The organism is Effusibacillus consociatus (assembly GCF_042652925.1).
GTDB classification, from domain to species: domain Bacteria; phylum Bacillota; class Bacilli; order Tumebacillales; family Effusibacillaceae; genus Effusibacillus; species Effusibacillus consociatus.
The window spans coordinates 254,802-268,849 of sequence record NZ_JBHSHC010000112.1 but is presented as its reverse complement, the minus strand read 5'-3'; the positions used below and the strand labels follow the sequence as shown (position 1 = coordinate 268,849).

Annotated in this window: 14 protein-coding genes; all 14 read right to left on the bottom strand. The window is 48.1% G+C overall.

Annotated elements, in window-relative coordinates:
- Positions 1-105: 105 nt before the first annotated feature.
- Positions 106-1,101, bottom strand: coding sequence for a zinc-binding metallopeptidase family protein (locus tag ACFO8Q_RS16340; RefSeq protein WP_380026884.1), 996 nt, complete (start codon positions 1,099-1,101; stop codon positions 106-108).
- On the bottom strand, positions 1,098-2,126 hold the full coding sequence (locus tag ACFO8Q_RS16335) for a M42 family metallopeptidase (RefSeq protein ID WP_380026883.1): 1,029 nt from the start codon (positions 2,124-2,126) through the stop codon (positions 1,098-1,100). The genes ACFO8Q_RS16340 and ACFO8Q_RS16335 overlap by 4 nt, the downstream gene beginning before the upstream one ends.
- Positions 2,108-3,184 carry a M42 family metallopeptidase gene (locus ACFO8Q_RS16330; RefSeq protein ID WP_380026882.1) on the bottom strand — a complete coding sequence of 359 codons (1,077 nt, stop codon included), beginning with the start codon at positions 3,182-3,184 and terminating at the stop codon, positions 2,108-2,110. Before ACFO8Q_RS16330 ends, ACFO8Q_RS16335 begins: the two co-directional genes overlap by 19 nt.
- Positions 3,177-3,503 carry a hypothetical protein gene (locus ACFO8Q_RS16325; protein ID WP_380026881.1) on the bottom strand — a complete coding sequence of 109 codons (327 nt, stop codon included), beginning with the start codon at positions 3,501-3,503 and terminating at the stop codon, positions 3,177-3,179. The genes ACFO8Q_RS16330 and ACFO8Q_RS16325 overlap by 8 nt, the downstream gene beginning before the upstream one ends.
- A gap of 104 nt (positions 3,504-3,607) precedes the next feature.
- Positions 3,608-4,528 (bottom strand): RluA family pseudouridine synthase, encoded by a 921-nt coding sequence (locus ACFO8Q_RS16320; protein ID WP_380026880.1) that lies wholly within the window; start codon positions 4,526-4,528, stop codon positions 3,608-3,610.
- Between the two features lie 153 nt (positions 4,529-4,681).
- Positions 4,682-5,140, bottom strand: coding sequence for an OsmC family protein (locus ACFO8Q_RS16315; RefSeq protein ID WP_380026879.1), 459 nt, complete (start codon positions 5,138-5,140; stop codon positions 4,682-4,684).
- On the bottom strand, positions 5,137-5,496 hold the full coding sequence (locus ACFO8Q_RS16310; RefSeq protein ID WP_380027042.1) for a hypothetical protein: 360 nt from the start codon (positions 5,494-5,496) through the stop codon (positions 5,137-5,139). Before ACFO8Q_RS16310 ends, ACFO8Q_RS16315 begins: the two co-directional genes overlap by 4 nt.
- Before the next feature lie 148 nt (positions 5,497-5,644).
- Positions 5,645-8,374, bottom strand: coding sequence for a phosphoenolpyruvate carboxylase (gene ppc, locus ACFO8Q_RS16305; RefSeq protein ID WP_380026878.1), 2,730 nt, complete (start codon positions 8,372-8,374; stop codon positions 5,645-5,647).
- A 120-nt stretch (positions 8,375-8,494) separates the two neighbouring features.
- Positions 8,495-9,274: a CheR family methyltransferase gene (locus ACFO8Q_RS16300; RefSeq protein ID WP_380026877.1), complete on the bottom strand. Its 780-nt coding sequence runs from the start codon at positions 9,272-9,274 to the stop codon at positions 8,495-8,497.
- Positions 9,275-9,426: 152 nt separating this feature from the next.
- Positions 9,427-9,867, bottom strand: coding sequence for a nucleoside-diphosphate kinase (gene ndk, locus ACFO8Q_RS16295; RefSeq protein WP_380026876.1), 441 nt, complete (start codon positions 9,865-9,867; stop codon positions 9,427-9,429).
- Between the two features lie 135 nt (positions 9,868-10,002).
- Positions 10,003-10,968 carry a polyprenyl synthetase family protein gene (locus tag ACFO8Q_RS16290; protein WP_380026875.1) on the bottom strand — a complete coding sequence of 322 codons (966 nt, stop codon included), beginning with the start codon at positions 10,966-10,968 and terminating at the stop codon, positions 10,003-10,005.
- 28 nt (positions 10,969-10,996) lie between these two features.
- Complete coding sequence (gene mqnC, locus ACFO8Q_RS16285) at positions 10,997-12,088, bottom strand: cyclic dehypoxanthinyl futalosine synthase (RefSeq protein WP_380026873.1); 1,092 nt, start codon at positions 12,086-12,088, stop codon at positions 10,997-10,999.
- The gene (locus tag ACFO8Q_RS16280) at positions 12,085-12,921 is read right to left on the bottom strand and encodes a menaquinone biosynthetic enzyme MqnA/MqnD family protein (protein ID WP_380026872.1); all 837 of its coding nucleotides are present in this window, start codon (positions 12,919-12,921) and stop codon (positions 12,085-12,087) included. The genes mqnC and ACFO8Q_RS16280 overlap by 4 nt, the downstream gene beginning before the upstream one ends.
- Complete coding sequence (gene mqnE, locus ACFO8Q_RS16275; RefSeq protein ID WP_380026870.1) at positions 12,918-14,033, bottom strand: aminofutalosine synthase MqnE; 1,116 nt, start codon at positions 14,031-14,033, stop codon at positions 12,918-12,920. Before mqnE ends, ACFO8Q_RS16280 begins: the two co-directional genes overlap by 4 nt.
- Positions 14,034-14,048: the final 15 nt, after the last annotated feature.

Here is a 14,048-nt window from a genome sequence, read left to right as displayed (position 1 = left end):
TTTCACGCTGTACAGTGTTATATATTTTAAACATTATAAAGCAGATAGCGGAACAAAACAATAAAAACGCCCAAATCGGCTATTTTTCATTTGGGCGTCCATTGATTATCGGTAAGTGCGCATGATTTCAAGAACGAGGAGAGACGCTCGCTCCATATCCCGCACATCGACGATCTGTGAAGGAGTCTGCACATATCTCACCGGAATAGACACGGCACCTGTCGGGATGCCGTCACGAGTCAACAGGATCTGTCCCGCATCTGAAGTCGTATCCGGCGAGACTTCCAATTGGTAGTCAATCTTGCAGCGCTCCGCCGTATCCACAAATAATTGCTTGATTTGTGGTGGAACTACAATCTCCCGGTCCATCACTTTAATAGCAGGACCTTTTCCAAGACGCAGCTCGCTTCGCTCCGCCTTTGGCGTATCTCCTGCCCGAGCCGCACCGACAACAATTGCGATATCGGCTTCCGTCTTGAATGCCGCAGTTTTAATTCCGCGTGAACCGACCTCTTTTTGCACTGCAAACACAACAACCACATCATGCTGCAGCGTTCCCATCTTTGAGATTGCGTCAATCAGTACGGCACACGCCGCCCGATTCCCAAGGGATTTACCGGCAATTTTGGTTTCTCCGAGCTCAAAAGCACCTTTGTCGATCACGCCAGCCGTTCCAATTGCCAGCAGTTTTTCAGCCGCCTCCTGCGAATCCGCTCCGATATCTACAAACAGGTCGGCGAAGGTGATGTCCTTTAAGGGCTTATCGCCCTCCACACCGACTACTCCCCAGGTTCGATTCGTAAAACGGATGCGTTCCCCAATCAGGTGAACCGGTTTGACTCCGCCAACAGGGACGATCCGCACAAACCCTTTTTCTTCAATATGGATCGCCATGACGCCCGGCTCGTCCATGTTCGCTTCCAACAGGATTGTTTTTGGAGTGTCCGAAGTGCCTTTTTTATATGCGATAAGATTGCCTATTACGTCAACGGTCAGCTTATCGACATGCGGCTGCAGAAGTTCCGATAAGATTTCCCGAATATGTTTTTCTGCACCCGACGGTCCGGATACTCCGGCCAATTTGATGAGTAATTCTTTCATTGCGAACACAAGCCTCCTCTTTCCACACTCCGCAGAAACGCTTCCACCAGACGAACAGTGTTTTCATAATCATCCAGGCTGATCATCTGGGAGGGGGCATGGATATATCTTGTTGGTACCGAAACCGCACCGGTCAGGATACCGCCGCGAGCATTGTGGATCCGTCCCGCGTCATTGCCTCCCCCACTAACCCGTCTCAGCTGATACGGAATAGACGAGGATTCAGCAACCTGAATCATATGGTCGAGAAAATCCCGGTTGGCAATCGTGGAGGAATCGATCACCGACAAAGCCGGTCCCTTCCCCATGACAGTTCCCATTCCGTGTCCCGGGGCCCCAACGACATCGAAACAAATGGTGCCTTCCAGAATCAGTGCCAGATCGGGATTCACCCGGAAGGCTACCGGTCCCGCTCCACGAAGTCCGATTTCTTCCTGCACAGTGAACGCAAAAACCACCGGGATCTCAAATGTCTTTTTCAAAGTTTCAATCAATACCGCACAGCCAACCCGATCGTCGAAAGATTTCGATTTCGCACGCCGGTCGCCAATCTCCTGGTATTCGGTCGCAAACACCGCACAGTCTCCCGGTTTTACAGCTTTTTCAGCCCCTTCCCTGTTCTTCGCCCCAATGTCGATGTACATCTGATCCATCGAGATCGGTTTCTCGCGTTCCGATTGTGTTTGCAGATGGACAGCTTTTGAGCCAATCACACCGAAAATTTTATTCTCCCCAATACGAACCGGTTTCGCCACCAGAACCCGCGGATCCACTCCCCCGATCGGGCGGAATTTCAGCAATCCGTTGTCTTCAATATGTACAACCATCAAACTCACTTCGTCCATATGAGCGCATAAGAGCACTTTTGGCCCTGGCTTGGAGCCGTTTTTTTCAACGAGTAAATTCCCGAGGCTGTCTGTAAAGATACGATCCGCATAAGCGCGCACTTCCTCGTAGATGACCTGACGAATCTCATCTTCATAACCGGACGGCCCCATCGCTTCTGTCAGCTTTTTAAGTAACAAGACAATCCCTCCACGAACGGCCGATCCACCGATTTCAGAAAATGGGCCAGCAGCTTTCCGGTACGTTTTACATCCTGATAACAAAGTGTTTCCACCGAAGTGTGCATGTACCTTAAAGGAATCGCCAGAACTCCCGTTGCGATCCCCTCACGGGTAATCTGAATTGCTCTGCCGTCGGTCTGGGTCGGGGTTTGCATCAGTCGAACCTGATACGGAATATTTTGATCTTTTGCCACCTGCGTGAGCCGGGCAAACAGATTTCGATGAATGTTCGGGCCTTTATGAAACACGACTCCCCCATCCATCTTCATGCCGAAATCAGCCGGAACCCCCGGCATGCTCGCATGGGTCACATCAATTGCAATTCCGATATCCGGATTGATTCCATATGTACTCGTGATCGCTCCGCGAACACCGACTTCTTCCTGGACTGTTGCCACGGCATAGACATCCACCTCCACCCGAAGGTGTTTCATTTCCTCCAAACATTCCAGCAGTGCGGTAATTGAAGCTCGGTTGTCCAATGACTTGCCGGCAACAAAATCGTTCTGAAGTTCCATGCTTGTGCGGACGATTGTAATCACATCGCCGATTTGAACCTGTTCACGGACCCTTTCTTCCGACATTCCAATGTCTATAAACAAATCGTGCATCGGGATCGCTTTTTCCCGTTCTTCCGCGGTGGTCAGATGAGGAGGTTTCGATCCAATAATTCCGTGACATTGTGTCCTGCCGTGCACCAAGACTTCTTGTCCAATCAAGGTTCTGGGATCAAAACCGCCCAGTTGTGAGAAACGGATAAACCCGCCTGCTTCAATTTTTGTGACAATCAGTCCGATCTCATCCATATGGGTGGCAATCATGATTCGCGGCCGCGGTTCCGAACCCGCACCTTGAATGTGCGCGATCAGATTTCCCATCTTGTCTATTCGCACGTCCGATGTATATCTGCGAAAATAGGATTCAACCTTTTGTGCGATGTTCTGTTCATAACCGGGGACGCCTGGAGTCTCCATCAGTTCCAATAATACCCTCTTGAAATCAACTGACTCACTCATTCGCTCGTCCCTCCTTCTTGCGGAGCTGTTGTAACATGCGCAACGTAATGGACAAATTCCGAGCATAAAAAAATTCACCCAACCAGATTCCTGCAGCTGTGGGGAATATGCTTTTCGCAACCACTGACCATCCGTCAATCAAGGGAAACAAAAAGGTGAAGCTTACATACAGGGCCAGCGTACAGCCGGACGCCAAGAACATGAAATACGAAGCCCGATCCAGAATCCTGCTTTTGATGATTCGTGATCGAATCAATTGTCTGGTTCCCAACCGGTGCATCAAATACATACAGCCAACCACTACTAAAAAATTCAGCATCAAACCCGCTCCTTGGAATGAAAAAGGTGTCGCACCCGGCAACACCTTTCGCGCTACAGATATTCTACCCCAGACAATTTTGCAGCGTCAATGCAAGTTTCACTTTATTCAGTTCCGGTTTGCAGCTTTTGCAGAAGTGTACTCATATCTTCAGGCAATTCCACTTTCCATTCCATCCAATGCCCGGAACGGGGATGATTGAAACCAAGTATTTCCGCGTGTAAAGCTTGTCTTTCCATACCGTCCGGTACTCCAATTCCGTACAGGTCGTCTCCAAACAAGGGCAATCGGACATACTTCATATGTACCCGGATTTGATGAGTCCTCCCCGTTTCCAGGCGCAGGCGAACGAGAGCGGCATCCCGAAACCTTTTCTCCACTGTTACATGAGTAATGGCAGACCGGCCTTCCGGAGTTACAATTCGTTCTCTGGGGTCGTCTTCTCTTTTTAAAATCGGCGCATCAATGGTAAACGAATCTTCCTCCGGATTCCCGTGTACAATCGCCAGATATTCCCGGCGAAATCCTCGCTTTGCCAGCTGCTTCCACAGGCCTTGATGCGCATAGTGGTTTTTGCTGACCACCAGCAGGCCGCTTGTATTCATGTCGAGACGATGGACAGGGCGAAACCGGGCAGTCTCCCCTTTTTGCTGCCAATAGTGGACAATTCCATTGGCTAATGTGCCCGTGTAACGGCCCGAAGTAGGGTGAACGACAAGACCTGCTTGTTTATTCACGACCAAGATGTCTTCATCTTCATGGACGATCACAAATGGAATATCTTCGGGCAGTATGTCCTCTGATGATTCGGGCAGGGCCAGCAATTGGACAAAATCACCCTCGCACAAACGGGAAGTTATGTAGACTGGCCGACCGTTTACCAGAACACCTTGCCCACCCACTATTTTTCGCAACAAGGGCCTCGAGATTTCGAACAGATTTCGGATCAGTTCCTTGACCATTTTCCCGTGATATTCGGACGGAACATGGAAGGAAACGATCTCGTCGAAAGAATTGCCTACCATACTTTCCTCGGGGCAGAGCCTTTCTTCACAATGTTGGGTGCATCAGAGTGCTGAACCTCGAAATATTCTCTCGTTTGATCTTTCCGGGCATCTTCCAAGAGTCTGCCGCAGCGGGCACAGCGCTCATTGGAAAAATTGTTTTCTTCGTAACAATCATTGCAGCGGATCTTCATTCTCCCCCACCCTTTCTCTCATTTCATAGGTGACACCGTTCAATTCAAAAGAAGCATGAATTCTCGCATTGAAGGAGGCGGATGCCGAACAGTATTTCTCTTCGGAGAGGCGAATGGCCCGTTCCACCTTATCCCGGGTCAAGTCCGGCCCCTTCAGTACATATTTCATATGTATTTCGGTGAATTTTTGCGGGAGTTCTTCACGCCGTGTGCCATCAATTTCAATCGACAATTCCTCTACCGTCAGACGCATTTTTTCCAAGATCATGACGACATCAATTCCGGTGCAGCCGCCAAGCCCCATTAAAAGCAGCTCCATAGGACGCGCTCCTTGATTTTCGCCCCCGATGTCAGGTTTTGCATCCATCACAACAGGATGATTGGAGTCGCCTTTTGCTTCAAAGCGTCTTTTTCCATGCCAGTTCACATTCACTTTCACGGTGAATCCCTCCCCTGATTCCTTTCTTTTTGCCGAATTGCCAAATCCACCAGATAAATACAGCAGGCTGTGCTTCCTTTCAATCGAAAATGATAGGTCAACGCCCAGACAATCACGATCACGGAAAGCACCATCACTACAATCCACAAAAAATTATGACTGGGCAAATATTTGGAAACATGACCGCCAAAGATTAAAAAAACCAGCGGAACAGTCGACGCCATAAGCGGAATATTTCCCAGCATTCCCTGTTCGCATGAATATTGAGCCCTCAGCAAATAAAGCTCATGCAGCGAAAGGTTTGCAAGTTGGTTCCACAATGATTCGATTTGTGGAGATACAGGTTTCAACTTCATGAAATCAGCCTCCAGACACCGCACCCAACGGACCCGCCTTGACAACCCGGCTCACTGGATGTGATTGGAGTTCAATGGCAGATCCCTACTGGACGCGTTACTGTATCTGAAGGCTTAGTATGCGTAAAATGGGTTCACTTAACAAGCATCAGCCCGTATTCCGCAACCCTGAAGCAATCCCGTTAATGGTCAGCAATACATCTTGAAGATCCTCGTTGAAATCCTGATTTTCCGCTTTTCGGATTCGCAATTCCTTCAGCAGCAGCACTTGGAAATACGACAACGGATCGACATACGGATTGCGTAATCGGATCGACTCCCGGATGACAGGACTGTTCGCAAGAATTTCGTTCTCTTGGGTGATCAGCAGCACCATATTTTTGGTTCGTTCATATTCGTCCAGAACCCTTGAAAATACCCGGTTAGCCAGATCCTTTTCTCCGACCAGGTTGGCATATTCTACAGCGATCAGCATGTCCGCTTTGGATAAAGCCATCTGGATGTTGTCAATCAACGTTTTAAAAAACGGCCATTTCCGGTACATCCGGTTGAACTCCGAGCGGGACTCCGGGTTTGACTTGATATAATTCTCAATTGAGGTTCCGAACCCAAACCATGCGGGCAGCAGATGACGGTTCTGCGTCCAGGAGAATACCCAAGGAATCGCCCGTAAATCTTGAATACGCGGGGAATTCTTGCGTTTTGCCGGACGGGATCCGATATTTAACTCCGCCAGCTCATCGATCGGTGTCGCCTGATGGAAGTAAGGCAGAAAATCTTCGTTCTTGTAAATAAACTCCTGATAAGTTGCAAATGAATCCTGCGACAACCGCTCGAGGATTTCCGACCATTTCCGTTCCGTATCTTTCATGTGCTCGGTCTGCACATTCATGGAGCCGACAAGAACGGCAGAAACCGCCGATTCCAACGATCGTTTTGCAATTTCGGGGTGACTGTACCGTTGGGAAATGACCTCGCCCTGCTCGGTAATTTTCACTTTGCCATGCAGCGCTTCAGGCGGTTGTGCCAGAATGCTTCGTTCGACCGGACCGCCCCCGCGGCCAAGTGCCCCGCCGCGGCCATGGAAGAATTTGAGCCGGACTTCGTGTTTGCTTGCCACTTCAAAGATTGCTTTTTGTGACTTATACAGCTCCCAGTTTGCAGTCAGATAGCCCCCGTCCTTGTTGCTGTCCGAATATCCAAGCATAATTTCCTGGAGATTTCCGCGTTCCTGCAAATGCTTTCGATACACAGGGTTGGCAAATAATTGATCCACGATTGCAGGTGCGGCACGAAGATCTCCGATCGTTTCAAATAACGGTACAATATTGAGCCGGCTGGTAGCCGATCCATCCGCCTCCCACGCAAACAACCCGGCTTCTTTGGACAGAAGAAGCACTTCCAGCAGATCGCTGACCCCTTGTGACAGAGAGATCAAATAGTTTTGAATGCAATCTTCTCCAAACAGTGTTTGCCCTTTGCGAATGGTGTGAAACACATTTAATGTTTCCTGTGAGCTCTCCGAAAGTTTCACAAACGGACTGACAAGCGGTCTCGGATCCTGCAGCAAATCGGTCAGAAGTTTGATTTTCTCTTCTTCACCAAGCGACTTGTAGGGACCGATCTTTGCCAGAGCAAGCAGCTCATCAATTGTATTTTCATGAACCTCACTGTGCTGACGGATGTCGAGTGTCGCCATGTGGAAACCGAACAGCTCAATTTGGCGAATTAAAGGTCGAACCTTAACCTCCGCAATTTCTCCCGCTTTATTTTCGATCAGCGACTTTTCAATTAATCGAATATCCGCCAGGAACTCTTTCGGTCCATTATAATAGGTTTCGGTGGTCTCGGAACCGTGGTACCGTTCCCTTGTTCCCTCCAACCGCTTTTGAATCTGCTTGATCTTTTCTCTGTAAGGCTCATCCGGAATGAGATCAACCTGCAGAGAATTGATCAAATCGCGGCTTGCTCCAGTGACTCCGTAAGACTGACTCAGATCGACACCAAGACTTTGGATGCGCTCCTGATACTTACGCAAAGCCAGATCAAAATGAAGCAGCAGCGTTTGGAACGTCAAATCAGCCGTAACATTTGGATTCCCGTCACGGTCGCCTCCCATCCAGGAACCGAACCGCAAAAAGCTTGGAACCTCCCAGTTTCTTTCCGGGTACACGACTTTTAACTGTTCCTCCATTTCAAGGTGAATCACCGGCAGTACGTCAAACAGGATTTCATCAAGAAAATACAACCCGTTGCGAACCTCATCCAACACGGTGATTCGTTCCTTGCGAACAGGGCTGGTTTGCCACAATCCCATGATTTCAGCTTTCAGTTTCCGCTCAAGCTGTTGAATTTCACGATCACTCAGCAGAGGATCATCAAATTTCTCAAGGATGGCGGCTATATGATTATGCTTATCAAGAACCGTTCGGCGCAGCGCTTCCGTCGGATGAGCTGTCAAAAACAGCTCCACACCGAGTTCGTGCATCAGATTTTGCATCTCGTCCGCTTGAACTCCATGTTCCTTCATTTGCAAGACAGCACTCCGCAAAGATCCTCTCTGCGGAGCAGAACCTGAGGAACGCTCATATTCCCGCTTTCTCCGGATTCTATGATTTTGTTCCGCAATATTTACCAATTGAAAATAAAGTGCAAAAGCTTTAATCACATGAGTCCGGTGTTCTTTTGGGATCTGTCTGATTTTTTCCAAAAACATTTTCCGGCTTTCCACTGTACCGTCTGCACGCAATTCTTTGGCGGCCGCCCGGATCTCCTCGACCGATTGAAAAACCTCTTCTCCACACTGAGAGATAAGAACATTTCCCAATAGATCGCCAAGAATCCGGACATCTCTCCGCAAAGCCCCCTCGCTGTTCATCCCTCTCACTCCTTATTGCTCTTTTTGTTCTCTTTTTCTTTCTTATGCTTTTTATTAAGAATACACAAATACTCAACTTTTACAAGAGTTTGATAGTAGGAATTATTTTGATAGTCTCACCTACATTTTTTGGTAAAAAAAAGTATCGTACGGGTGAAAACTGTAACTTTGCGGATTAAAGATCTGTTCTGTCGAACCGACAAACAAGATCCCGCCCTTTCGAAGGGCGGACGAAAACTTGTGATAGAGATGATTCTTCGCTTCTTCCGTAAAGTAGATAATTACATTCCGGCAAGCGATCAGATCAAACTCTTTCTCAAAAGGATCCTGCAGCAAATTTTGTTTTTTAAACTTCACGCAGCGCTTGATCTCATTCGAGATCTGATACATGCCGGTGCCGGTTGACGTAAAGTGCTTTTGCCGCAAATCTTTCGGAACAGCCTCTAAAGACCTCGCGTGGTACACTCCTTGTTTTGCCCGATCGATTGCGTTTTGGTCGATATCCGTTGCCAGCACCTCGATCTCGGACATCGGCAGATATTTGGAGAGAATCAGCGCCATCGTATAAGGCTCCTCACCCGTTGAACAAGCAGCCGACCAGATTTTCAGCTTGGTTCTGCTTTTTAATAATTCGGGAATGATTCGATTCATGACGACTTGCCAACGATTCGCATTTCGAAAGAACTCGGACACGTTGATCGTCATCCGATCCAAAAACTCATCATACAAATCCTGGTTGGCATCAATCGCTTGAAAGTAGGCAAGAAAGTCTTTATAGCCGTGCTTGTCCCGCAAAGCGGTCAAACGTCGTTCCATTTGTGGACGTTTATATTTCGTGAGATCGATTCCTGTTTTCTTGAATACCTTGTCCATAAACAAGTCAAAGTCATGAACTGCCATTCGGGCACCTCACTATTCCTGCAAGTTTCTACGTCTTTCTACAATATTCGATCAAAAGAGAATAATTCCTTCGTTTTTCCATGAAAACGCAGCATGGTGCGCTGCCAAGCGCACATGAAAAGACCCTGCCTGGTTGCAGGGTCTTTATGTATTTACAGCCACTTTGCAATTGTTTTATCGTATGAAATCGCTTCTCCGTTAAACCACAAGTCGATTTCACGCTGTGCATTTTCCGGAGAGTCCGAACCGTGAATCACGTTCATGCCTACCGAAACTGCGAAGTCTGCACGAATGGTTCCAGGAGCTGCATCTGCCGGGTTGGTCTTGCCCATCATCGCACGAGCAACGCTGATCACGTTGTTGCCTTCCCAAATCATTGCAAAGACCGGACCGGAAGTAATGAAGTCTACCAGTTCACCAAAGAACGGCTTTTCCTTCAATTCGTCGTAATGTTTTTCAGCCAGTTCACGGGACACGGTCATCAACTTGGCGTTCACCAGTTTGAAACCTTTTTTTTCAAAACGGGTCATGATTTGACCGATAAGCCCACGTTGAACTCCATCCGGTTTAATCATCAGAAAAGTACGTTCCATCTACACACACTCCCAAAAAGTTGTACCCACCAGAGTAACGTAATGCTTTGCGGCAAATTCCGAATACTTCGGCGGAGGCGCATATAAAAGCAACCTTGATAATTTTACCTAATAAGCCAGTATGTCTGCAAGCGTTTAATATTCACGAGCAGTTGTAAACAAGGCAATCGCTTCCAACGAGTCACGCGCTCGTCCCTTAGGCAGAAGAGACAATTGATGCAAACACTTTCCCAAATAGAGATCCGCGATCTTCTTTGCATATTCAAGCCCCCCGGAAGCTTTCACAAGGGAAATCGCTTCGTCAGCTTCGGTTCGGGACATGTTTGGATGGATAAGTCGCCGCAAAGTTTCTCCCGCCGGGGTACAGTGAAGCGCATACAAAACAGGAAGGGTGATATTCCCCTGCATTAAGTCCGCACCAACCGGTTTTCCGAGTTTTTCTTCGGTTGAGGTGAAATCCAAAATGTCGTCGACAATCTGAAAGGCCATCCCCAAAAAGTGACCAAATCTGCCTAAAGCCCTGACATGAAGCGGGTCCGATTGCGATGTAAGCGCTCCCAACTTGCAGGATACCTCAATCAGAATCGCTGTCTTCCGTTCAATTCTTCGCAAATAATTTCGAAAGGTTTGGTTTAGACGGAAAAAATCGCGGATCTGTTCAATTTCCCCTTCACACAATCGAACGATGGACTTGGATAAAAGTTGATGGATTTTCGCATTCGGTATCTCGGACAATAACATCAGTGCCCGGGCAAAAATAAAATCCCCCGTGTACATGGCCATACGATTCCCGTACTCGGAACGAACCGTGGGAATTCCACGGCGTGTAGTCGCTTCATCAATCACATCGTCGTGTACCAGTGAGGCCATATGAATCAATTCGAGAGAGACGGCAACCCGGGCCAATTTTTCCCGGTCATAATCGCCAAATTGGCCGCTGAGCAGCACGAAAACGGGGCGCATCCGCTTCCCGCCCGCTTTCAACAGATGTGATGCAGCATTCTGCAAGTCTTTTTGTTTTGACCGCACCTCTTTATCCAACCATTTCTCAACATAATCGAGATCGGATTTGAGATGAAAATAGATGTCCATCAACTTCATTTAGGCTCCACCTTATCCTGTCACACAATCAATAAGTTTCGAGAATCTTGTAGTATGTGTTGCGGCGAGCGGGAGTACGCCCGGCATCGCGAATCAAACGGATTAACTCCTGCTTGTTCATCATATGAGTGGCCCCGGCTGCACTCACCACATTTTCCTCAATCATGGTCGAGCCCATGTCGTTGCACCCGAATTCGAGAGCGGCTTGACCGATCTTGGGGCCCATCGTTACCCACGATGATTGGAAGTTTTTAACATTGTCAATCATTAAACGGGAAATCGCCACGTTTTTCAAATATTCCACCGCGGTTGCACGGGTTCCTTTCAGAGCCGTATTATCCGGTTGGTACGTCCATGAAATAAACGCGGTAAACCCGCCTGTTTTATCTTGTTGATCACGAACTCGGAGCATATGCAAAATCCGCTCTTCATGGCTTTCGCCAAATCCGATCACCATGGTGGCCGTGGTGTTCATTCCCAGCCGGTGAGCAGTATCATGGACTTCCATCCATTTCACCCAGGATTCTTTTAGCCTGGAGATTTTCATGCGAGTTCGGTCATCCAGAATCTCCGCCCCACCACCGGGGATTGAATCAAGTCCCGCTTCTTTCAGCTGCCGGATCACTTCTTCCAGGGACAGCCCGGATACTTCAACCATCTTCCAGATCTCGGCCGCCGAGAAAGAATGCATGATTACGTTATAACGAGATTTAATTTTGCGCAAAAGATCGGTGTAATAGGAAAACGGCAGTCCGGGATGAGTCCCGCCCTGCATCAGAATCTCCGATTCATCTCCGCCGATCTCCACTGTTTCCCGGATCTTTTCGAGAATCACTTCATCAGGCAGAACGTAAGCTTCCGGATGCCCTTCCGGACGGTAAAACGCGCAAAAACGGCAGTACGTATCGCAAACATTTGTGTAGTTTACGTTTCGGTTTACCGTAAATGTCACAATGTTTTCCGGATGGAACCGCTGCATAACCTGCTTGGCTGCCGACCCCAATTTGATCAAATCATTCGATTCGTACAACACAAGCCCGTCTTCCAGTGTCAATCGTTCTCCAGATAACGCTTTATCAAGGACTGAATCCACTTTTCTATTGGTGTTTGCAATACTCATTGTTCGCCACCCCACAGTTCTACCTTGACCGGTCGTGGTAGAAGTCCTAGTTGATAGGCTTCTTGAAAATATGTTTCAGCACCTTCCACTAGTTCCCCTTCAAAGTCATGAATTAATTTATCAAAATAAGATTTCCAAAAACCGTAATCCTGCCCGTTTAAACGAATCGCTTCCGAAATCACTGCATTCATATTGGAGAGGCCTTTTTGCTTGCTTTCCAAAAGCAAACGGTGCAGCCGTCTTGCTTGATCGGGCGCTTGCCGGACAAAATCCCGTCTGACAGCCCAAATTGCGAATGTCATGGAACATCCTGTCCGCCGATGCCACTCCGCCCCGAGATCATATACATGATACGGATGATCCTGCAAAGACCAGTAAAGGGCATCATCCCCGATCAAAAGAGCGGCTTCCGCCTCCTCCATCATCTCGTCCAGATGCGGCGGGCGTGTTAAATAGATTGGATTGGACTTGCAATAGGTGTGAAGAAGAATTTTCAACAAATTGACCGAAGTCGCTGACGTTGATGTCAAAGCCACTTTATGGCCATCCAAATCGTCCATCGGCCGTTTTGAAAATAAGAAAATGGATCCGACCGGGCCGCGGGAGGAAACGGACAAATCATGCAGTGCGTAATATTCGTCTGCATGTTCCGCGTATGAGAAAGCGGAAATGGGTCCTGCCACAACCTCTCCCTTGGCCAGCATGCGGTTTAACTCAGCCGGAACTGCAGGTACAAACTCGATACCGTTTGACTCCGCTGTTGCATCAATAAAGTGGTATACGGGAAGAACATTGCTGTAAATGATCCGACCGACACGCAGCTTGTTCATCATGCAATTGCAAACTCCGTGTTGACGATATTATAAAGTGTATCCCGCTCTACAGGGATTCGGCCCGCTTCCCGAATCAACCGAATCAGTTCGGATTTCGCCATTTCCTGTTCCGTTTCCGCACCCGCTGCGTGATAAATTTTTTCTTCCACTACGGTTCCGTCCAGGTCATCCGCTCCGAACCAAAGAGCCGTCTGTGCCATCTTGGTTCCAACTTGAATCCAATAGGTTTTGATATGATCAATGTTGTCAAGCATGAGGCGGGCCACCGCAAGGACTTTCAAATCCAAAAATCCGGTCGACCAGTTAAGATCCGGATACTGTTTGATCAATTCGGTATTCTCCGGATGCCAGGAAAGCGGAATGAAGGTTTGGAAACCTCCTGTTCGATCCTGCAAGTCGCGCAAACCGATCAGGTGATCGATTCGATCTTCTTCCGTTTCAATATGGTTGTATAGCATTGTGCAGTTCGACCGGAGTCCCATCTTATGTGCGATCTCATGGATCTCAAGCCACCGTTCGCCTGATGTCTTATGGTCGGCAATAATCGATCGGGGCTGCTCGGCAAAAATCTCCGCACCGCCACCCGGCATTGAATCCAGCCCGGCATCGATTAACCGGCGGAGAATTTCGTCTACCGGCATTTTGTTGACGCGGGAGAAATGATCCAATTCGACTGCAGTAAAAGCTTTTAAGTGAACATGCGGCAATTTCTTTTTCAACCGCCGCAGCAGTTCTTCATAATAGTCAATTTTCAACTGTGGATTGTTCCCGCCGACAATATGAATCTCTGTGACTCCGGAGGGAACCATGTCTGCCCGGTGCTCAATCTCTTCCATGGACATCGTGTAGGCTTTCGGATCTTTCATCCGAACACCGAATGCACAAAAAGCGCAAAGCGTTTGACATATATTAGTGGGGTTGATATGACGATTCGTGTTAAAAAACACATAGTGGCCGTGTTTTTTCTCCCGGACGTAATTTGCCATATGTCCCAGCGCAATAATATCGTTCGACTTCATTAAACGCAATCCGTCTTCTTTAGTCAGACGAATTCCCGCTTGCACCTTTTTCCAAATATCGGCAAAAGGATGGTTTTTCCCGATAACCTCCATACGGTCGTCCTCCCA